Here is an 18,174-nt window from a genome sequence, read left to right as displayed (position 1 = left end):
CAGTGCCGGTTGAACGCGTGGACGGCTATGCCGTCCACGCGTTCAACGCCGCCCGAACATCATCAACTCGGCAAGGAGCATCCGCGCCGGCTTGACGGTGTCCAGCGTCGCCAGCGCGAGCCCGAACAGGGCCTGCAGCGGCCCCGTATTCGCGAACACGCGCGCCATCGCATCCGTCGTGCGGATGATGGCGCCGCGGTCGCGTGCGCGTTCCTCGGCGAAGCGCGCCAGGGCGTCCGCAATGCCGTGGTCGCCGTCGATGCCGCGCGCGAGCAGCCGCGCCAGCACCGCCGCATCGCGCAGCCCGAGGTTCAGGCCCTGTCCCGCGACGGGATGCAGCGTTTGCGCCGCATTCCCGATGGCGACCGTGCGCGCGCTGAAACGTGGGTCGGCATTCAGCCCGAGGGGAAACGCCGCGCGCTCGGCCGCGCACGTAAAGGTGCCGAGGCGCTCGCCGAATGCGTCGCCCAGCTGGCGGAGGAAGTCGTCCTCGCCCAGGTCCAGCAACTGCTGCGCGCGTTCCGGCCGCACGCACCACACGAGCGCGTACTGGTGGCCATCGGGACCGTCCTGCGGCAGCAGGGCGAGCGGGCCTTCGTCCGTAAAACGTTCGAAGGCGCGATGCGCGATGGGGGCGCTCGTCGAGACGCGCGCGATGACGGCCGTCTGCACGTAGTCGCGCCGCTGCGTCCGTTCCGCCTGTTCGCCGAACACGCCGCCTTCGGCCTGCACGGCCACCTTCGCCCGGAGCGTGCGGCCATCGTCCAGGTCCAGCACGACGCCGTCGCGCTCTTCATGCAGCGCGGCCACGCGCGCGGGGCGGAGCACGCGCACGCCGGCGCGCGTGCAGGCGCGGGACAACGCGTCGACGACGTCGCCGTAGCGCGCCACATAGCCCAGCGCATCGAGCTTGTGTTCCGCGCGGTCCAGCATGCTGCGGCCCAGGTGGCCGCGGCGCGACACGTGGATCTGGTGGATCGGCGTCGCGTGCGGCTGCACGTTGGCCCATGCGCCCACGTCGACGAGCAGCATGCGGCTGCCCCATGACAGCGCGATCGAGCGGGGATCGGAAATGGCCTGGCCCAGCGCCTTCGCGTCGATGAGGACGATGCGCTCGCCCGCGACGCCGCGGTGCGCCATCAGTGCCGCCAGCGCGAGGCCGACGGGTCCGGCGCCGCAGATGGCGACGTCCGCTTGCAGGTCTTGTTCAGCCATGCGCCGTCCCCACGATCGCTTCGATCTCCGCCACCGTCTTCGGCGCGGACGCCGTCAGCAGGCGGTAGCCGTCGCTCGTCACGACGACGTCGTCCTCGATGCGGATGCCGATGTGCCAGAAGCGCTCCGGCACGCCGGCGGCGGGGCGCACGTAGATGCCCGGTTCCACCGTCACCACCATGCCCGGCACCAGCGGCCGCGAGGGTTTGTCGGGATGCGTGACGTCGCGGTAGGCGCCCACGTCGTGCACGTCCATGCCGAGCCAGTGGCCCGTGCCGTGCATGTAGAACGGGACGTGGGCCTTGTCGGCGATGGCGTCGTCCACGCTCGCGTATTTCGATGCATCGACGAGGCCCAGGTCGAGCATGCCCCGCACGAGCATGCGCAACGCCGCTTCGTGGAAGGCGCTGTACGGGCGGCCCGGCGCGATGGCGGCAAACGCCGCGTCCTGCGCGGCCAGCACCAGTTCGTACAAGGTGCGCTGCGCCTCGGTGAAGCGGCCGTTCACGGGGAACGTGCGCGTGATGTCGGATGCGTAGCCATCCAGCTCGCAGCCCGCGTCGATCAGCACGAGGTCGCCGTCCTGCATCTGCCTGTCGTTGACGTTGTAGTGCAGGACGCACGCGTTCGGGCCCGACGCCACGATCGGCGTGTAGGCGGGGAACTGGGCGCCGTTCTTGCGAAACGCGTACAGCAGTTCCGCTTCCAGCTCGTACTCGAACATGCCGGGGCGCGCCGCGCGCATCGCGCGCGCGTGCGCGCCGCCCGAGATGTCGCCGGCGCGCAGCATCACCGCTTGTTCGTCGGCGTCCTTCACGAGGCGCATCTCGTCCAGCAGCGGCAGCACGTTCACGAACGTGTCGGGCGCCGTCGTGCCCGTGCGGCCCTGCGCGCGCACGGCCTTGATCCAACCCGTCACCCGCGCGTCGAGCGCGGCGTTCGAGGCCAGCGCGTAGTACAGCGCGGGCGCGTTGGCGAGGATGCGCGCCATGTGCGTATCGAGCTCGCCGATCGGATAGGCGTCGTCGAATCCGAACGCTGTGCGCGCCGCTTCCGGGCCGTGGCGGTAGCCGTCCCAGATCTCGCGCTCCACGTTCTTCTCGCGGCAGAACAGGATGGCGCGCGCGGGCTTGTCGCCTTGCGGGGCGACGAGTACGAGCACGCTTTCCGGTTCCGTGAAACCGGTCAGGTAATAAAAATGGCTGTCGTGCCGGTACGGATAGTCGCTGTCGGCGTTGCGCGGAACTTCCGGCGCCGTGAACAGCACGGCGACGCTGCCTTCCTGCATCTGCGCGGCCAGGCGCGCGCGGCGTGCCGCGTAATCCATCAGGCGCCCGCTTTCGGCAGGGAACCGGGCGGCGCGTTCAGTTCTTCCAGCTGGCGCACGGTGCCCACGTTGACCCATTGGCCGTCGTAGATCTCGCCGCCGATGCGGCCCAGGTCAATGAACTTGCGCATCAGGGGGCCCAGCCGCGAAACTTCGCCGGGCTTGATCCCGTCGAACATCTCGGGACGATAGACGCCGATGTTCGAGAAATTCCATTTCGGGTTCCCGTCGTTCGACAGCGTGTACATCGTCAGGCCGAAGTCGCCGTCCGGGTTGTGCCACGGGTTCGGCGTCAGGTACAGCCAGGCGATGTCGCGCTTCTCGGGCGGAATGGGCTGGCCGACGGCGTCCGTGTCCTTCAGCACGTCCTTGACCTGGGAAAAGTCGAAGTAGGGCGCGTAGATGTCGCCGGAGACGGCCAGGAACGGCTCGTCACCGAGCAGGTGCAGCGCGTTGGCGATGCCGCCGGCCGTTTCGAGCGGCGTCGGCTCGTGCGAGTAGACGATGCGCGCGCCGTAGCGGCTGCCGTCGCCCAGCTCTTCCTCGATCATGTGGCCGAGGTGGGAGTGGTTGATGACGATGTCCGGCATGCCGGCGCGCACGAGGTTCAGCACGTGCCACGTGATGAGGGGACGGCCGCGCACCTTGAGCAGGGGCTTCGGGCAGGTGTCGGTCAGCGGACGCATCCGCTCGCCGCGGCCCGCGGCGAAGATCATGGCTTTCATCGGATCGACTTTTAAAAGGTGTAGCCGACCTGCGGCGCCTTGTCCTCGAAGGCGTCGAGCAGGCGCACGAGCGGGCGCAGTTCGGTGTAGCGGTGGGCGGTCTTGCGCACGTAGTCCATCACCGTGGGCAGGTCTCCCATGTAGGTGGACTTGCCGTCGCGGTAGTTCAGGCGGCAGAAGATGCCCAGGATTTTCAGGTGGCGCTGCAAGCCCATGTATTCGAAGTCGCGGTAGAACGTGTCGATGTCCGGATTGACGGGCAGCCCGACCTGCTTCGCGCTCTGCCAGTAACGCACGACCCAGTCCAGCACGAATTCCTCGTCCCACTGGATGTAGGCGTCGCGCAGCAGCGAGGCAAGGTCATAGGTGACAGGGCCGTAGACGGCATCCTGGAAGTCCAGCACGCCCGGATTGCCCTGGTCGAGGAACATCAGGTTGCGGGAATGGAAATCGCGGTGCATGTAGACTTGCTGTTGCGCCAACACGTTGGCCGTGATCGCCTCGAACACCTTGTCGAGCTGCGCGCGTTGCGCGTCGTCCAGCTGCACGCCCAGGTGGCGGCCGATGAACCACTCGGGGAAGATGTTCAGTTCGCGCAGCACGAAGGCACGGTCGAATTCGGGGAGCACGCCGGGCTGGCTCGCGAGCTGGAACTTGATCAGCGCGTCGACGGCGTCCGAGTACATGAACGACGCGTTGTCGACGTTCAGGCGCTGCAGGTAAGTGGTCGTGCCGAGGTCGGACAGCAGCAGGAAGCCGGCTTCCACGTTGCGAGCCACGATGGCGGGCACGGTGACGCCGGCATCGCGCAGCAGGTCGGCCACGTTGATGAAGGCAGGCACGTTTTCGCGCTCCGGCGGGGCGTCCATCGCGACGAGGGTGGCGCCCAGCTTGTCGCGTAGCGCCGGCACAACATCGAGGCGGAAATAGCGGCGGAAACTCGCATCCGTCGACGCGGGGCGGACGCTGGCGACGTCGACGAGGTCGAGCGAACCGAGCCATTCTGTCAACAGGGCGAGGCGGGCATCCTTGTCGTGGGAGGTGGGAGCGTGTTGAGACTGAGAAGACATGAAGCGTCCCGGTGAAACGGGTTGGTGATAGGAATTCCCATATAATACGAGATTCAATCCAAAAAATCGCCCTCTATGGTGCAACGCGATCTTTCATGAGCTGGATGACGGCCCTACCATTCCCGCCGCGGCGAACCGCCGCCCTGTCCGCCCTCGTGGCCGTGGCCACGGGGCCGTTGTATGCACAGACGGCGGCACCGACGGCGCCCGCGCCGGGACAGCCCGCGTCTTCCCGTACTGACGAGCAGGATCTTCCGATCACGATGCGTGCGGAGGAGTTCAGCGGCCGTCCCGATCGCGTCCTGAACATGGTGCGCAACGTCGAGATCACGCGCGGCGCCACCGGCGTCACGGCCGACACCGCGTGCTACCGCCGCGTCGAGGACGAGGTCACGGCCGAAGGCAACATCACGATGTGGCGCTTCGGCGACCGCTACAAGGGCGACGCCCTGCAACTGAATCTGGAAACGGGCAAGGGCTGGGTGCTGCATCCCGCGTACCGCCTGCACGTGAACAATGCGCAGGGCAGGGCCGACCGCATCAACTTCCTCGGCGAGGGCGAGGCCGTCGTCGTCGATGGCACGTACAGCACGTGCGAAGGCCCGAATCCCGACTGGTACCTGAAGTCCAGCACCCTGCGCCTGGACCAGGGCCGCGACATCGGCACTGCCGGCAAGACCATCATCTATTTCAAGGACGTGCCCATCATCGGCACGCCGGCGATGTCGTTCTCGCTGTCCGGCGCGCGCCGGTCCGGCTGGCTGCCGCCCACGATCGGCCTCGGTTCCAAGGGGTCGGCCGAGCTGATGGTGCCGTACTACGTCAACATCGCGCCGAACCGCGACCTGACGCTGTTCCCGCGCTACATCTTCGCGCGCGGCCTGCAGCTGGGCGCGACGGGGCGCTACATCGGCGAGACCGGGAGAGGCGCGTACAGCGGCGAGAGCCACGTGGAGTTCCTCGCCAACGACGGCCTGGCGCACCGCGACCGCTGGTGGGTCGACACCTTGCACAACCAGGTGCTGGCGCCCAGCTGGACGTTCGGCTGGAACGCGCATGCGGCGTCCGACAACGAATACCCGTCCGACTTCTCGCGCACCGTCGCCGCGAGCGCCGTGCGCCAGCTCGTGCGCGAACTGCACACGGAGTACTACGGCCAGTACTGGAACCTGACGGCCCGCGTGCAGAACTTCCAGATCCTGCAGGACCCGGGCGCCGTGCTGAATCCGGCGCTGACGGTGGCGACGCCGTACAACCGCCTGCCGCAGGTTAACTTCCACGCCGGCCGCTACGACGTGCTGGGTGGCTTCGACTGGGCGGTAGACGCCGAGGCCGTGCGCTTCGGCCATCCGGACGAGAAGCAGGTCCAGGGCAACCGCGCCAACTTCGTCGGCCAGGTCAGCTATCCGTGGGTGCATCCGGGCTGGTTCATCACGCCCAAGGTCATGCTGCACGCGACGCAGTACGACCTGACGAGCAACGTCAACAACGACAACCACCTCTCGCGCGTGCTGCCCACGTTCTCGCTGGATGGCGGGTTGACGTTCGAGCGCAAGTCGTCGCTGTTCGGTCCGGACGGCACGCAGACGCTGGAGCCGCGCCTGTTCTATGTGCGCACGCCGTACAAGAAGCAGGACGACATCCCCAATTTCGACACGGGCGTGGCGGGCTTCAACTACGCCCAGCTGTTCACGGAAAACCGCTTCGTCGGCGCCGACAAGGTGTCGGACGCGAACCAGCTGACGGCGGCGATCGTGTCGCGCTTCATCGAGTCCGACGGCGCCGAGCGCCTGCGCCTGGCCGTCGGCAGCCGTTATTATTTCTCCGACCCCAGCGTGCGCCTGAATTCGAGCGAGCCAAAGAACCAGACGCGTTCGGACGCGCTGCTGGCGGCGTCGGGCCGCATCTCGGAGTCGTGGACCGTCGACAGCGGCGTACAATACGATGCACAGGCGCGCAGCCTGTACAGCTCGAATCTCGGGGTGCAATGGCAGCCGGCCCCGATGAAGGTGTTGAACCTGGAATACCGCTTCCAGCGCGACACCTTCGGCATCGCCAACGGCTTCCGCAACGTCGACGTCTCGGGCCAGTGGCCGCTGACGCAGCGCTGGTATGGCGTGAGCCGGGTCAGCTACTCGACGCGCGACCGCAAGCTGCTCGAGAGCCTCGTGGGGCTCGAGTACAAGGCGGATTGCTGGGTCTTCCGCATGGGCGCACAGCGTTTCGTGACCGCCGCGCAGACCCTCTCCACGTCGAGCTTCTTCCAGCTCGAGCTGAACGGCCTGTCGCACCTGGGCGTCGGCAACGCGCTGGATACCTTCAACAAGAGCATCCCCGGCTACACCCGGCTGAATAACGTCGGCCGCCCCTGACCGGGCCATGGACAACCAGATACCTGAAATGAGTTCTTTGAATATGCGTACTACCCGTCTGTCCTCGCGCCGTCCGCACCAGCTCAAGCTGGCGGCGGTGCTGCTATGCGCCTTTGCCGCCGGCGACGTCCTGGCCCAGGCCGCCCCGGCCGCTCCTGCCGCTGCCCCCGCCGCCAAGCCGGCCGCCGGAGCGCCGGCCGCCGGAGCGCCGGCCGCCGGAGCGCCGGCCGCCGCTCCTTCGACGAAGCCGGGCACCGGCTTCCTGCCGCCGGCGTCCAGCAACGCCCACGTGATCGATTCCGTGTACGTGATCGTCAACGACGAAGTCATCACGAAGCGCGACGTCGAGCAGCGCGTGGCCGAAATCACGCAACGCCTGAAGGCCCAGGGCGCGCAGATGCCGGCCGAGGAAGACCTGCGCCGCCAGGTCGTCGAGGCCATGATCACCGAACGCGCCCAGCTCCAGATGGCCAAGGAGATGGGCGTGCGCGTCGACGACACGACGCTCGACCGCGCCATCGGCCGCATCGCCGAGAACCAGAAGATGAGCGTGCAGGACATGCGCAACGCGATGGAAAAGGAGGGCCTGCCGTTCTCCCAGTTCCGCGAGCAGATCCGCAACGAGATCATGATGCAGCGCCTGATCGAGCACGAAGTCGACAGCAAGATCCAGGTCACGGACGCCGAGATCGACACGTATATGGCGGCCGAGAAGGCCGCCGCGGCCGACAAGGTCGAGATGGACATCGCACAGATCCTCGTGCGCATCCCGGAAAACGCGTCGCCCGAGCAGATCGCCGCGCGCAAGGCACGCGCCGACGAAGTCGCGCGCCAGCTGCGCACGGGCGCCGACTTCGCCAAGATGGCCGCCACGTATTCCGATTCGCCGGACGCACTGAAGGGCGGCGCCGTCGGCTGGCGCGACCCGGACCGCCTGCCCCCGATCTTCGCGAGCGAACTGCACAAGCTGAAGCCGGGCCAGGTCACGCCCGTGATCCGCACCAACGTCGGCTTCCACATCATCAAGCTGGCGGGTGAACGCAAGCTGGAAAGCGCGCAGAAGGCCGACCAGGCCGTCGTGCAGCAGACGCACGCGCGCCACATCCTGCTGAAGATCACGCCGACGCAGAGTGAGGACGAAGCGCGCAAGAAGCTCGAGGACATCCGCCAGAAGATCGTGAGCAAGCAGGCCACGTTCGAAGACATGGCGCGCCAGTACTCGCAGGACGGTTCGGCGTCGAAAGGCGGCGACCTGGGCTGGCTGTTCCCGGGCGACGCGATGCCGGAATTCGAAAATCCGATGAACGCGCTGAAGCCGGGTGACGTGTCCGAGGTCATCAAGACCCCGCTGGGCCTGCACATCGTGCAAGTCGTCGAGCGCAAGTCGGAAGACGTGTCGAAGGAGAAGGAACGCTCGGCCGCGCGCCAGGTCCTCACCGACCGCAAGCGCCAGGAAGCGCTGGAAGACTGGAGCCGCCAGGTCCGCGACCGCGCCTACGTCGAGTTCCGCGAGGACAAATAAGCGATGTCCCCGGCAGGCACACGCCCCACGCTCGCCGTCACGGTCGGTGAGCCGGCCGGCATCGGTCCGGAGATCTCGATCCGCGCGGCGTGGGCGCTGCGCGGCACGGCCCGGTGCGTCCTCGTGGGCGATGCCGCCTTTTTATCCCTCACGGCGAGCCTGATCGACCCGGCGATCCGCCTGTCCGCGATTTCCACGCTGGCGCTGCGCCACAGCGGCCTGCCGCACTTCGGTCCCGACGTCATCCCCGTCGTCGACGTGCCGCTCGACGCGCACGTCGTGCCCGGCAAGCTGGATGCCGCGAACGGCCGCGCCGTGCTCGCGACGCTCGACCTCGCGATCGAAGGCACGCAGGCCGGCTGGTGGGACGCGATCGTCACGGCGCCGCTGCAGAAGAGCACCATCAACGATGCCGGCGTCGCGTTTTCCGGCCACACGGAATACCTCGCCGAGAAGACGCGTACATCCAAGGTCGTCATGATGCTCGCCGGTTCGCCCGGTGACGATCAACCCTATCTGCGCGTGGCGCTCGCGACGACGCATCTGCCGTTGAAAGACGTGCCGGCGGCGATCACGCGGGACAGTGTCACGCAGGTGCTGGATATCCTGCACGCGGACCTCGTGCGCAAGTTCGGCATCGCATCGCCGCGCATCCTCGTGACGGGCCTGAACCCGCACGCGGGCGAGAACGGCTACCTGGGCCGCGAAGAGATCGACGTGATCGAACCCGTGCTGGCGGAGGCGCGCACGCGCGGCATCGACGCGCGCGGCCCGTATCCGGCCGACACGCTGTTCCAGCCGAAGTATCTGCGCGATGCCGACGCCGTGCTCGCGATGTACCACGACCAGGGCCTGCCCGTGCTCAAGTACGCGACGTTCGGCCGCGGCGTCAACATCACGCTGGGCCTGCCTTTGATCCGCACGTCCGTCGACCACGGCACGGCGCTCGACCTGGCGGCGCAAGGCCTGGGGCAGGCCGATTGCGGCAGCATGGAAGAGGCGATCCGCGTCGCCGTTTCGATGGTGCGCGCACAACAGCAACAACCCGCATAAGACAATGAAACATGTAGCCCGCAAGCGCTTCGGCCAGAACTTCCTGACCGACGACCACGTCCTCCACGACATCATCGAAGGCATCGGCCCCCGCCGCGGCGACACCATGGTCGAAATCGGCCCCGGCCTGGCCGCGATGACGGCGCTGCTGCTCAAGGAGCTGGACCACATGCACGTGGTCGAGCTGGACCGCGACCTCGTCGCGCGCCTGGAAAAATCATATCCGCGCGAACGCCTGACGATCCACTCGGGCGACGCGCTGAAATTCGATTTCGGCAGCATTCCCGTCCCGGAAGGGAGGAAGCTGCGCGTGGTGGGCAACCTGCCGTACAACATCTCCAGCCCGCTGCTGTTCCACCTGGCCGACTTCGCCCACCTCATCGAGGACCAGCACTTCATGCTGCAGAAGGAAGTCGTGGAGCGCATGGTGGCGGAACCGGGCACGAAGGCCTATGGCCGCCTGTCCGTGATGCTGCAGTGGCGCTACGACATGGCGCTGCTGTTTGTCGTGCCGCCGACGGCGTTCGATCCGCCGCCGCAAGTCGATTCCGCCATCGTGCGCATGGTGCCCACGCGCCGCCAGCTGTCCGCCGACGCGGGCGCGCTGGAAGCCGTCGTGCAGAAGGCGTTCTCGCAGCGCCGCAAGGTGATCCGCAACTGCGTGGCCGGCATGTTCACCGAGCAGCAGCTCGTCGACGCCGGCATCGACCCGGGCGCGCGCCCGGAAACCGTGGGGCTGGAACAGTACGTGGCGCTCGCCAACGTATTGAAGCCGCTGGCCTGATCGCCTCAGCGGCCGGCCCGCCAGCCGCGGGCGCGCGCCGCCTCTTCTCCCGCCGCGTCGAGCGGCTTGCCCGCGATGCGTTCGTCGACGGCGTCCAGCACGGCCGTCGGCAACGCGCTGCCTGCCTGGCGATAGCCGCCGGCGGCTTCGGGTGCCGTTTCCGACAGCACGGGAATCTTCCATTGCCCGCCCGTGCGGCACGCGAGGCCGGCCGACGTGCCCATGACGAAGGTGCGGCAATAATCGCCGTCGCGTGCGGCGAAGCTGACGCCGACCTTCACCTTCCCGCCGCCCTGGCCGCCGACCTCGCGGTCGAGCGCCGACGCGAGTTCGCCCTGCGCCACCACCTGTCCGCCGTTGCCGGCGATGGCAGGCGCGCCGCCGGGGAGCGCCTTGCCGGCCAGGACGCCGACGACGAGCATCGCCGCCAGCGCGCCCCATTCCGGCCACGACCACGTGCGGCGCGCCTTCGCGGCCGCGCGCTCGGCCCGCGCCGCGTCGAGCGACAGCACCGGTGCGGGCGCCGGCGGCGGCTGCAGGCGCGCGGGCACGGGCTCGTCGAGGATGCCGGCAAATGCGGCGGCGACGTCGGCGCGCAGCGCAAGGTGGCTGGCCACGGCATTGGCGACGGCCGGGTCGTCGCGCATCGCCTGTTCGATGGCGGCGCGCTCCTGCGGATCGAGCTCGCCGTCGGCATAGGCCATCAGGGTTTCATCGGAAAATCTCATCGTGTCCTCGGTGTCTGATCGGCGAGCAGCTGCTGCAGGGCGTCGCGGGCGCGGGCCAGGCGGCTGGTCAGGGTCCCGATGGGGATCTCCAGCACCTCGGCGGCTTCCTTGTACGGCAAGCCGTCCACCAGCACGAGACCGACGACGAGCCGGTGCTCCTCGGACAGCAGGCTGATCGCCTTCTGGACCGCGAGCCGCTGCTGGTGCGCCTGCGCCGTGTCGTCGCCCACATGTTCACCTTCCTCCTCCGGCGCGAACAGCTCGGCGCGCCGGGTGCGGCTGCGTACTTCATCGATCCATGCGTTCTTGATGATCCGGAAGAGCCAGCTGTCGAGCCGCGTCCCCGGTTCCCACTGTTCGCTGCGGCCGAGCGCGCGCTCCATTGCGATCTGCACCACGTCGTCCGCATCTTCGCGGTGAAAGGTCAGGGCCCGCGCAAAACGGCGCATGCGGGGCAGCAGGGCGGCAATCTCGTCGGCAAGCATGAACGGTGTCTGTGTCAGGTAAACGATCCGAACGGGGATTTTCTTCCCACTCCCGTTCGTTTATACGATATCGCCCAATCATATATGATCTCCTCATGAAATTCCCTTACGTAAAGATGCGTGCCGCGGCGGCCGCCGTCCTGCTGGGCGCGGCGGCATCCGCGCACGCGCAGCTGGGGCTGCCGTCGCTGCCGCTGCCGGGGCGCATCGGGCCGGTGGGGCTGGACGGCTTGCGGCGTCCCGTCGACCGCCTGCTCGACCGGGCGCCGTTGCCGGACCTCGGCAGCCTGCGCCTGGACACCGTCAAACAACTGCTGCGCAATCACCCCGACCAGCTCGAGGCCGACCCGCGCGGCGAACCGGCGCTGCGGGGCGAGGTGCTTGCGTGGTCGCCGTCCGAGGCGGCGCTGCAGGCCGCGCGCGACGCGGGCGCGACGGTCGTGAGCGACGACGTGCTGCCGGGGCTGGGCGACCGCATGGTCGTGCTGCGCCTGCCGGCCGGTGCGTCGACGGCTGCGATGGTGGAGCAGCTGCGCGCCATCGATCCCGATGGCAGCTACGATTTCAATCACGTCTATACCGGCAGCGGCGCGGCGGGCGGCGTGAGGGCCGGCGACGGACCGGCTGTGCGCGTCGGCCTCGTGGACAGCGGCGTCGACGGCGATCATCCCGTCTTCGAGGACGCCGCCATCACGCGCTGGGGCTGCAACGGCCAGGCCGTCCCCGCGCCGCACGGCACGGCGGTGGCCGCGCTGATGGTCGGGCGCTCCGAGCACCTGCACGGCGCTGCGCCCGGTGCCTCCTTGTACGCGGCAGACGTCTATTGCGGCAGCCCGGTGGGCGGCGCCGCGGACCGGATCGCCGCCGCCCTCGGCTGGCTCGACCAGCAGGCGGTGGGCGTCGTGAACATCAGCCTCGTCGGGCCGTCGAATGCGCTGCTCGCGCGCGCCGTCGCCGCGATGCAGGCGCACGGACACCTGCTCGTGGCGGCCGTCGGCAACGACGGGCCCGCGGCGCCGCCGCTGTACCCGGCCAGCTATCCGGGCGTCGTCGGTGTGACCGGTGTCGACCGGCGCGGCAAGCCGTTGCCGGAAGCGGCGCGGGGCCCGCAAGTGAAATTCGCGGCGCCGGGCAGCCAGATGGTCAGTGCCGCGCCGGGCACGCCGCCGTACCGCCAGGTGCGCGGCACGTCGTTCGCGGCGCCCATCGTCGCCGCGTTGCTGGCACAGCGCCTGCCCAGGCCCGATCGCGCCGCCGCCGCGCGCGCCGTGGACGCGCTCGCGCGCGAGGCGGGCCATGGCCAGGCCGTCGCGAACGACGAGGTCGGGTACGGCATCGTCGGCGCCGCCGTGCGCACGGACCCGGCCGACCTGCGCTGAAAAAAAATTTAAAAATTTTTTGGAAGGGATGGAAGAAAACGGCGAGCTGATCCGTTTTCCTGGTATCGGCGGCGCACTTTGCCGCTCACTGACAAGGAGAACAGACATGAAAGCCAAACAGATTGCCCACCACATCGCCCTCATCCTCGCCATCGGCATGACCCACCAGGCGCACGCGCAGCTGCTCGGCGGCCGCATGGGCGGCTCGCTGGGTGGTTCCATCGGCGGCATGATCGGCGGTGGCGGCATGGGCGGCATGGGCCGCATGGATTCGATGGGCGGCCTGCGTGGCGAAGGCCGCATCGTCCGCGATGCGACGGACGATATGCGTGGCGGTGCAAGCCGCGGCGCCGATGCGGCCGGTCACGCGAACCGCGGCGCAAGCGACACCGCCGGCGCGGTGCACGGCACGGCGGACGGCGCACGCGGCAATGGCGTCCTCGGTGCGGACGTGGCCGGCCGCGCCACCCGCGGCGCGGGCGACATCACCGGTGCGGCACACGGTGCGGGCGACGGCGCGGCCGGCAATGCGTCCGGCAGCGGTGCCCTCGACGGTGCGCTGAGCGCGTCGCGCCAACAGGCCCCGGCCACCGCTGCAAGCCAGCCCGCGACCCAGTCTACGACCCAGCCTGCAACCCAGCCCGCCGCACCGGCTCAGCGTTCGGGCCTGCTGTCGGGCATGGGCGGTCTCGGCGGGAACGCGTCCGGTACGGCGGGCGCGGAGCGCTCGGCGTCCGTCGATGCGGGCAATGGCAAGGCATCGGGCCGCGCCGACGGCTCCGGTTCGGCCAGCGTGGATGGCAGCGGTTCGCTCGGCAGTGCCGCCGGCGCGGCGGGCCAGGCACGGGACCGGTTGGTAACGACGGGCAGCGAAGCGGCCGGCACGGTCGGCCAAGCGCGCGACCGTGCGACGGCCACCGGCAGCGAAGCCGTCGGAACGGCGCGCCATGCCGCTGTCGCGGCACGGGACCGCGCGACGACGGCCGGCAGCCAGGCCGCGGGTACGGCCCGCAACGCGGCAGGCGCGGCACGCGACCGTGTGGCGACCACGGGCAGCGCAGCGGCGGGCGCGGCACGCGGTGCGGCCGGCCAGGCACGTGACCGTGTCGCGAACGCGGGCGGCGAGGCAGCCGGTACGGCGCGAGGCGCCGCCCACGCGGTACGCGACGGGGCATCGGGCTTGAACGGCAGCGTGGCCCTGGACGGCAGCGCGAGCGGTTCGGCGTCGGGCAGCGCGGGCGGTTCGTCGACGGGCGCCAGCCAGGCGTCGAGCGGCGCCTCGCACAAATAAGCCGGCGCCAAGCGGCGAGGCGGCTACAGCTTCCCCTGCCAATACCTGCGCGCCTTGTCGAACACGCGCGCACCCACCTTTCTTCCGAACGCCTGCGCATCGTCGCGGGCGTTCGTCATTCCGGCCCCTGCCGCCTGCGTGAACGTGGTCCAGCGCGCGCCCGCGCCCAGGCGGTCGCTGCCCGTGAAGCGGCGCAGGACCTCGGCGGCGCAGCCGGCCGATACGGACGGATCGTAGGGCGCCGTGCGCGCGGCGTCGGCCAGGCCGTGGGCCAATACGAAGAACAGCAGCACGTCGCGGTCGTCGTCGTACCCGTCGCGCAGCGCTACGTGACGGGCCAGGCGGCACCAGTGCTGCAGCGTCGGGATGGCGGCAGCAGGTTGTGGCGCGGCCGTGCGGAGTGCGCCGGCCTCGGGCGGCAGCGGTGCGAACGGCGGCCCTCGCGGGCGTCGAGCGCAGCCGCCGCCTCGGCCAGGCCGATGCCCGCCGGACTGAACTGGGCGGCGGCCGCGGCCGGATCGAGGCCCAGGCTCGCCATGCGCGCGTCCGCGTCCGGCCGCGCGTGCGGATGCAGGCCGACGAGCACGCCGTGCGCCGCGTGGCTCAGCGCGGCCGCCTTGCTGGCGGCGTCGCGCTCGGCGCGCGGCAGGCGGACGGCCACGCCATGCACGGTCTGGCGCGCGGCGCCGTCGTAGGCGGCCCACGCGTTGTACATGGCGCCGTGCAGCAGCGCGAGCGCGTGTGCGCCGTGCGGCCGTGCGCCGGTCGCCCGCAGCGCGAGCGTGTTCCAGCCGCGCACGGTGCGGGCCGTCCGCGCCGCGCCGTCCGCATCGAGTTCCGGGATGTTCCAACGTTCCATGTCGCCTCCGCGTGTGCCGCAGAGGAGTATCGCCAGCGTAGCCGGCCTGGCTGTTGAGCGTACGCATGTGCGGGCGCGCCGTGTCGCAACGCACCATCGCGTTTTTAAGCCTTTTATCCCGCATTTTGTGCAGTTCGTCGCACCCCGGTGGAAGGGCAGGGCGCGCGCGCCTACAGTGACATCATCCGAAGCCGATCACGGCACCGACCCAACCGACGAACCTTCAAGGAGAAGCAAAATGAACGTCCTCAAGAACATGGAAGCCATCTTCCTCGCCGCTGCCGTCCTCGTCGGTGTCACGAGCGCCGCACAAGCCGCCAGCGTCGCCAAGCACGCCCGCTACGACGCCCAGGTGACGATCGAAGGCCAGCAGATGGCCGTCGTCAAAGTCACGGCGAAACGCCTCCCGGCCGCCCCCAAAGCCGCCATCTGATCCACGCACATACACAACGAAGGAGCCCGGTCATGAACATCCTGAAAAACATGGAAGCCATCTTCCTCGCCGCTGCCGTCCTCGTCGGTGTCACCAGCGCCGCGCACGCCGCCAGCGTCGCCAAGCACGCCCGCTACGATGCCCAGGTGACGATCGAAGGCCAGCAGATGGCCGTCGTCAAAGTGACGGCGAAGCGCCTCGCCGCCGGCTGAAGCGCGGCCGCAGCACCGCATCACGCAACACCGCAGCAAGCCACTGCCGCCCGGCAGTGAACGATGAAGAAACGGCCCGGCTGCCACGCAGTCCACGGCGCCGCGACAGCAAGCCTTACCGACCATGCCGGCCTCGCGCCGGCACCCCGAGACCCCGACCGCGCGCGCCGCCTCGCCGCCGCCGATCGCGCTCGTCCGGTCGACGCGCCGGCATACGGGCAAACATGCGGGCGAAAAAAAAGCCCGCTGTTGAGGCGGGCTTAAATCCAATTCTTTTCTGAGGAGAGTTGGAGGAGACAGGTGCAATTATGCTGCGCTACAGCATATCAGTCCAATTTTTGTTTCGTATATTCGATATACGAATTCTCCATATCTCATCCATTCGAGGCGAACGGCCGCTCAGCTCGATTTGACGCAGGTGACGACCAGATTCGTGACGCCGCCGGCTTTTTCCGCCGCGTCGTCCATCGTGCCGCCGCCCGTGCCGTTGGCGCCGCCTGTGACCGTACACGTCTGGTCCTTCGGCTGGGTCAGCACGGTCACGCCATACGTCGCACCATAGGGAACCGAGTTCATCGCGAGCGGCACTGCGGCGCCGGTCGGGGCACCGGCACTGTCCAGCGCCGGGCTGACGGACACCGGGAGGTAGGTGCTGCCATTGGCAAGGGTGAGGCCGGTTCCGGTCAGGCCATTGACGGTGCCGGTGAGCGGGTACGTATTGACGGCGCACACGTAGCGGATGTCGATCTTGGCCAGCTGGCCGGCCGTGCCCGTTTTCGGGAACAGCGACGACGAACAGGTCTGGTGGGCCGGCTGGGCGCCCAGCGCCGTGAGGGTACCGTTGGTGACGACCTGGCCTTTCGGGATCACATCATACGTCTGGCCGTACTCGATCTGGTTCGGGAAGACGAACGTGACGTCCTGCCCGGCCGTGGCGGGCGGCTCGACCTTGTATTCCATGCCGTTCGTGGTCAGGATGAGGCCCGAGTACTGGACGTTGCTGACCGTGACGTTGATCGGGAACGTGGCCTTGCCGCCGCCGCCGCAGGCAGCCAGCGTTGCCAGGATTGCGAGGGCGAGGGCCGGACGCGCGAGGGAAAACTTCATGTGGTGCTCTCCAGTATTCCAGTATTTAAGCGCAGGTGACGGTGACGGTCGTGTTCTCGTCCGAACCCATGGTGCCCGAGCCGTTGCCGCTGCTGCCGCCGGTGACGGTGCACGTATGGCCGGTCGGCTGGGTCAGCACGGTGATACCGTAGGGGCCGTCTTCGTTCACCGGCGACATCGATACCGACGTCGTGCCGGCCGGCGCATCTTTCTTGTCCGCACCGTTGACGATCGTGATGCCGACGCCGGTCGGGTTGTTGACCGTCACGGTCAGCGCATGTTGCTTGATCGTGCAAGCCACGCTGACCTGGTAGATCGAGTAATAGTTGGCGCGCGCCTTGCCGTTGTTGACATGGCATTCGCTGGCGTTCGACGGAATGCTCTTGACCGTGATGTTGAACTGGTCATCGGTCGACACACGGTTGGTGAACTGGAACGACGTATAGGGGTACACGACGTTCGTATCGTTGCCGCCATTATTTTGCAGGACGAGGCCGTCCTTGGTCACGTTCTGGACGGCGCCGCCCAGGGTCAGGTCACCGCTCCCACCGCCGCAGGCGGACAGGACCAGCGCGCATGCCAGCGAGACGGCGCCGGCACGCAGGATCGAGCTCTTCATAAAATCTCCACAGTGGAATGGTGGCGCGCACGCGGCGCCGGTACGGCTGAATGGAAAAATACCCATCATTTTAGTGCATTTGCCAAGCCCGGATGCCATTTGCCTTTGTATCACGGTGTAACCGGGGCCTGGCGCCGCAGCGGCATTGCATTTCCGCGCCGCCCTCGTTATGCTTGGACGGCTCTTTCCACTCTCCAAGCTTCGTTTCCGAAGCCGCAATCGATGAACACGCGCCGTGCCTGGCCGAAGGCCATCCTGTTCGACCTCGACGACACGCTGTGGCCGATCGCGCCCGCGATCCTGCAAGCCGAGGAAGCGCTGTTCGCGTGGTTGCGCGAGCACGCGCCGCGCGTGGCCGAGCGCTTCACCGTCGACTCCTTGCGCCAGGCGCGGCTGGAACTGCTGGCGCGCAAGCCCGAGTTCCACCTCGACCTCGGCAAGCTGCGCCACGCGGGCCTCGTCGCCGCGTTCGAGGAGGCGGGCGAGGACGCGGCCAAGGTCGAGCACGCGATGACGCAATTCTTCGCCGCGCGCAATGCCGTCGTGCCGTACGACGACGTGCTGCCCGGCCTGCTGCGCCTGAAGAACCGGGTGCTGATCGGCTCCATTTCGAACGGCAACGCCGACCTGCGCACGATCGGCCTGTCGCACCACTTCAAGGTGTCGGTGGCGGCGTCGCAGTTCGGCGTGGCCAAGCCGGATGCGGCCATCTTCCTGGCCGCCTGCAAGGAACTGGAGGTGGCGCCCGAGGACGCGGTCTACGTCGGCGACGACGTGCTGCTCGACGTGCAGGGTGCCCAGCGCGCCGGGCTGCGCGCCGTGTGGATGAATCGCACGGGCTCGACGCAGCACCTGGAACACGACGTGGTGCCGGATGCGGTCGTGCGCGACTTCGACGAACTGCTCGACTGGCTCAAGCGCGAGCACGGATGAAGCACATGCGGGCGTCGAACGTGCATAATGACAGAAATGAAACGATGACAACCGGACGGC

At 68.6% G+C, this 18,174-nt stretch carries 19 protein-coding genes; 9 read left to right on the top strand and 10 right to left on the bottom strand.

The genetic code is table 11. From position 1 onward, the window contains the following. Positions 1-42: 42 nt before the first annotated feature. The 4 genes from NX784_RS16865 to NX784_RS16850 are packed head-to-tail and all read right to left on the bottom strand — an operon-like array spanning position 43 to position 4,337. The gene (locus NX784_RS16865) at positions 43-1,215 is read right to left on the bottom strand and encodes an FAD-dependent monooxygenase (protein WP_258817854.1); all 1,173 of its coding nucleotides are present in this window, start codon (positions 1,213-1,215) and stop codon (positions 43-45) included. Beyond that, positions 1,208-2,542, bottom strand: coding sequence for a Xaa-Pro aminopeptidase (pepP, locus tag NX784_RS16860; RefSeq protein WP_258817853.1), 1,335 nt, complete (start codon positions 2,540-2,542; stop codon positions 1,208-1,210). Before pepP ends, NX784_RS16865 begins: the two co-directional genes overlap by 8 nt. Continuing rightward, positions 2,542-3,267 (bottom strand): N-acetylmuramate alpha-1-phosphate uridylyltransferase MurU, encoded by a 726-nt coding sequence (gene murU / locus NX784_RS16855; RefSeq protein WP_258817852.1) that lies wholly within the window; start codon positions 3,265-3,267, stop codon positions 2,542-2,544. The genes pepP and murU overlap by 1 nt, the downstream gene beginning before the upstream one ends. 11 nt (positions 3,268-3,278) lie before the next feature. Beyond that, positions 3,279-4,337: an aminoglycoside phosphotransferase family protein gene (locus NX784_RS16850; RefSeq protein WP_258817851.1), complete on the bottom strand. Its 1,059-nt coding sequence runs from the start codon at positions 4,335-4,337 to the stop codon at positions 3,279-3,281. A gap of 95 nt (positions 4,338-4,432) precedes the next feature. On the opposite strand from NX784_RS16850, the gene NX784_RS16845 reads away from it, so the two are divergent. The 4 genes from NX784_RS16845 to rsmA are packed head-to-tail and all read left to right on the top strand — an operon-like array spanning position 4,433 to position 10,068. Further along, positions 4,433-6,709 (top strand): LPS-assembly protein LptD, encoded by a 2,277-nt coding sequence (locus tag NX784_RS16845; protein ID WP_258817850.1) that lies wholly within the window; start codon positions 4,433-4,435, stop codon positions 6,707-6,709. A 43-nt stretch (positions 6,710-6,752) separates the two neighbouring features. Beyond that, positions 6,753-8,231 (top strand): peptidylprolyl isomerase, encoded by a 1,479-nt coding sequence (locus NX784_RS16840; RefSeq protein ID WP_258817849.1) that lies wholly within the window; start codon positions 6,753-6,755, stop codon positions 8,229-8,231. 3 nt (positions 8,232-8,234) lie between these two features. Then, positions 8,235-9,284, top strand: coding sequence for a 4-hydroxythreonine-4-phosphate dehydrogenase PdxA (gene pdxA, locus NX784_RS16835; RefSeq protein WP_258817848.1), 1,050 nt, complete (start codon positions 8,235-8,237; stop codon positions 9,282-9,284). A 4-nt stretch (positions 9,285-9,288) separates the two neighbouring features. Then, a complete protein-coding gene (gene rsmA, locus NX784_RS16830; RefSeq protein WP_258817847.1) occupies positions 9,289-10,068 on the top strand; it encodes a 16S rRNA (adenine(1518)-N(6)/adenine(1519)-N(6))-dimethyltransferase RsmA in 780 nt (259 codons plus the stop codon). A 5-nt stretch (positions 10,069-10,073) separates the two neighbouring features. On the opposite strand, the gene NX784_RS16825 is transcribed toward rsmA, so the two are convergent. After that, positions 10,074-10,796: an anti-sigma factor gene (locus NX784_RS16825; RefSeq protein WP_258817846.1), complete on the bottom strand. Its 723-nt coding sequence runs from the start codon at positions 10,794-10,796 to the stop codon at positions 10,074-10,076. Continuing rightward, positions 10,793-11,281, bottom strand: coding sequence for an RNA polymerase sigma factor (locus NX784_RS16820; RefSeq protein WP_258817845.1), 489 nt, complete (start codon positions 11,279-11,281; stop codon positions 10,793-10,795). The genes NX784_RS16825 and NX784_RS16820 overlap by 4 nt, the downstream gene beginning before the upstream one ends. Positions 11,282-11,376: 95 nt before the next feature. Between NX784_RS16820 and NX784_RS16815 the strand changes: the two genes are divergently transcribed. Next, positions 11,377-12,660, top strand: coding sequence for a S8 family serine peptidase (locus NX784_RS16815; protein ID WP_258817844.1), 1,284 nt, complete (start codon positions 11,377-11,379; stop codon positions 12,658-12,660). A 106-nt stretch (positions 12,661-12,766) separates the two neighbouring features. After that, entirely contained in the window at positions 12,767-13,951 is a 1,185-nt protein-coding gene (locus NX784_RS16810; RefSeq protein WP_258817843.1) for a hypothetical protein, read from the top strand. A 23-nt stretch (positions 13,952-13,974) separates the two neighbouring features. On the opposite strand, the gene NX784_RS16805 is transcribed toward NX784_RS16810, so the two are convergent. Together NX784_RS16805 and NX784_RS16800 are read right to left on the bottom strand one after the other, a co-directional pair. Continuing rightward, positions 13,975-14,244: a hypothetical protein gene (locus tag NX784_RS16805; RefSeq protein WP_258817842.1), complete on the bottom strand. Its 270-nt coding sequence runs from the start codon at positions 14,242-14,244 to the stop codon at positions 13,975-13,977. A 32-nt stretch (positions 14,245-14,276) separates the two neighbouring features. Further along, entirely contained in the window at positions 14,277-14,810 is a 534-nt protein-coding gene (locus NX784_RS16800) for a DUF6851 domain-containing protein (protein ID WP_258817841.1), read from the bottom strand. 238 nt (positions 14,811-15,048) lie between these two features. Here NX784_RS16800 and NX784_RS16795 point away from each other — a divergent pair, with 238 nt between their 5' ends. Together NX784_RS16795 and NX784_RS16790 are read left to right on the top strand one after the other, a co-directional pair. Further along, entirely contained in the window at positions 15,049-15,243 is a 195-nt protein-coding gene (locus NX784_RS16795) for a hypothetical protein (RefSeq protein WP_258817840.1), read from the top strand. 32 nt (positions 15,244-15,275) lie between these two features. Continuing rightward, on the top strand, positions 15,276-15,455 hold the full coding sequence (locus NX784_RS16790; protein WP_166861112.1) for a hypothetical protein: 180 nt from the start codon (positions 15,276-15,278) through the stop codon (positions 15,453-15,455). 399 nt (positions 15,456-15,854) lie between these two features. Here NX784_RS16790 and NX784_RS16785 read toward each other — a convergent pair whose 3' ends face one another. Both NX784_RS16785 and NX784_RS16780 read right to left on the bottom strand, forming a co-directional pair. Then, complete coding sequence (locus NX784_RS16785) at positions 15,855-16,562, bottom strand: hypothetical protein (RefSeq protein WP_258817839.1); 708 nt, start codon at positions 16,560-16,562, stop codon at positions 15,855-15,857. A 25-nt stretch (positions 16,563-16,587) separates the two neighbouring features. Then, complete coding sequence (locus NX784_RS16780) at positions 16,588-17,181, bottom strand: hypothetical protein (RefSeq protein ID WP_258817838.1); 594 nt, start codon at positions 17,179-17,181, stop codon at positions 16,588-16,590. A 222-nt stretch (positions 17,182-17,403) separates the two neighbouring features. Between NX784_RS16780 and NX784_RS16775 the strand changes: the two genes are divergently transcribed. Further along, on the top strand, positions 17,404-18,114 hold the full coding sequence (locus tag NX784_RS16775) for an HAD family hydrolase (protein WP_258817837.1): 711 nt from the start codon (positions 17,404-17,406) through the stop codon (positions 18,112-18,114). Positions 18,115-18,174 lie beyond the last annotated feature (60 nt).

The sequence above is a fragment of the Massilia pinisoli genome (genome assembly GCF_024753285.1).
GTDB classification, from domain to species: domain Bacteria; phylum Pseudomonadota; class Gammaproteobacteria; order Burkholderiales; family Burkholderiaceae_D; genus Telluria; species Telluria pinisoli.
Note: the sequence above shows the minus strand (reverse complement) of the source record. Positions and strands in the feature narration are given on the sequence as shown.

Bases quoted from the DNA above. Each gene is read 5' to 3' on its own strand.
- murU (WP_258817852.1), bottom strand. From the start codon at position 3,267: ATGAAAGCCATGATCTTCGCCGCGGGCCGCGGCGAGCGGATGCGTCCG.
- NX784_RS16845 (WP_258817850.1), top strand. From the start codon at position 4,433: ATGAGCTGGATGACGGCCCTACCATTCCCGCCGCGGCGAACCGCCGCC.
- NX784_RS16850 (WP_258817851.1), bottom strand. From the start codon at position 4,337: ATGTCTTCTCAGTCTCAACACGCTCCCACCTCCCACGACAAGGATGCC.
- NX784_RS16810 (WP_258817843.1), top strand. From the start codon at position 12,767: ATGAAAGCCAAACAGATTGCCCACCACATCGCCCTCATCCTCGCCATC.
- NX784_RS16775 (WP_258817837.1), top strand. From the start codon at position 17,404: ATGAACACGCGCCGTGCCTGGCCGAAGGCCATCCTGTTCGACCTCGAC.
- pdxA (WP_258817848.1), top strand. From the start codon at position 8,235: ATGTCCCCGGCAGGCACACGCCCCACGCTCGCCGTCACGGTCGGTGAG.
- NX784_RS16785 (WP_258817839.1), bottom strand. From the start codon at position 16,562: ATGAAGTTTTCCCTCGCGCGTCCGGCCCTCGCCCTCGCAATCCTGGCA.
- NX784_RS16865 (WP_258817854.1), bottom strand. From the start codon at position 1,215: ATGGCTGAACAAGACCTGCAAGCGGACGTCGCCATCTGCGGCGCCGGA.
- NX784_RS16825 (WP_258817846.1), bottom strand. From the start codon at position 10,796: ATGAGATTTTCCGATGAAACCCTGATGGCCTATGCCGACGGCGAGCTC.
- NX784_RS16780 (WP_258817838.1), bottom strand. From the start codon at position 17,181: ATGAAGAGCTCGATCCTGCGTGCCGGCGCCGTCTCGCTGGCATGCGCG.
- NX784_RS16815 (WP_258817844.1), top strand. From the start codon at position 11,377: ATGAAATTCCCTTACGTAAAGATGCGTGCCGCGGCGGCCGCCGTCCTG.
- NX784_RS16820 (WP_258817845.1), bottom strand. From the start codon at position 11,281: ATGCTTGCCGACGAGATTGCCGCCCTGCTGCCCCGCATGCGCCGTTTT.
- pepP (WP_258817853.1), bottom strand. From the start codon at position 2,542: ATGGATTACGCGGCACGCCGCGCGCGCCTGGCCGCGCAGATGCAGGAA.
- NX784_RS16795 (WP_258817840.1), top strand. From the start codon at position 15,049: ATGAACGTCCTCAAGAACATGGAAGCCATCTTCCTCGCCGCTGCCGTC.
- NX784_RS16840 (WP_258817849.1), top strand. From the start codon at position 6,753: ATGCGTACTACCCGTCTGTCCTCGCGCCGTCCGCACCAGCTCAAGCTG.
- NX784_RS16800 (WP_258817841.1), bottom strand. From the start codon at position 14,810: ATGGAACGTTGGAACATCCCGGAACTCGATGCGGACGGCGCGGCGCGG.
- rsmA (WP_258817847.1), top strand. From the start codon at position 9,289: ATGAAACATGTAGCCCGCAAGCGCTTCGGCCAGAACTTCCTGACCGAC.
- NX784_RS16790 (WP_166861112.1), top strand. From the start codon at position 15,276: ATGAACATCCTGAAAAACATGGAAGCCATCTTCCTCGCCGCTGCCGTC.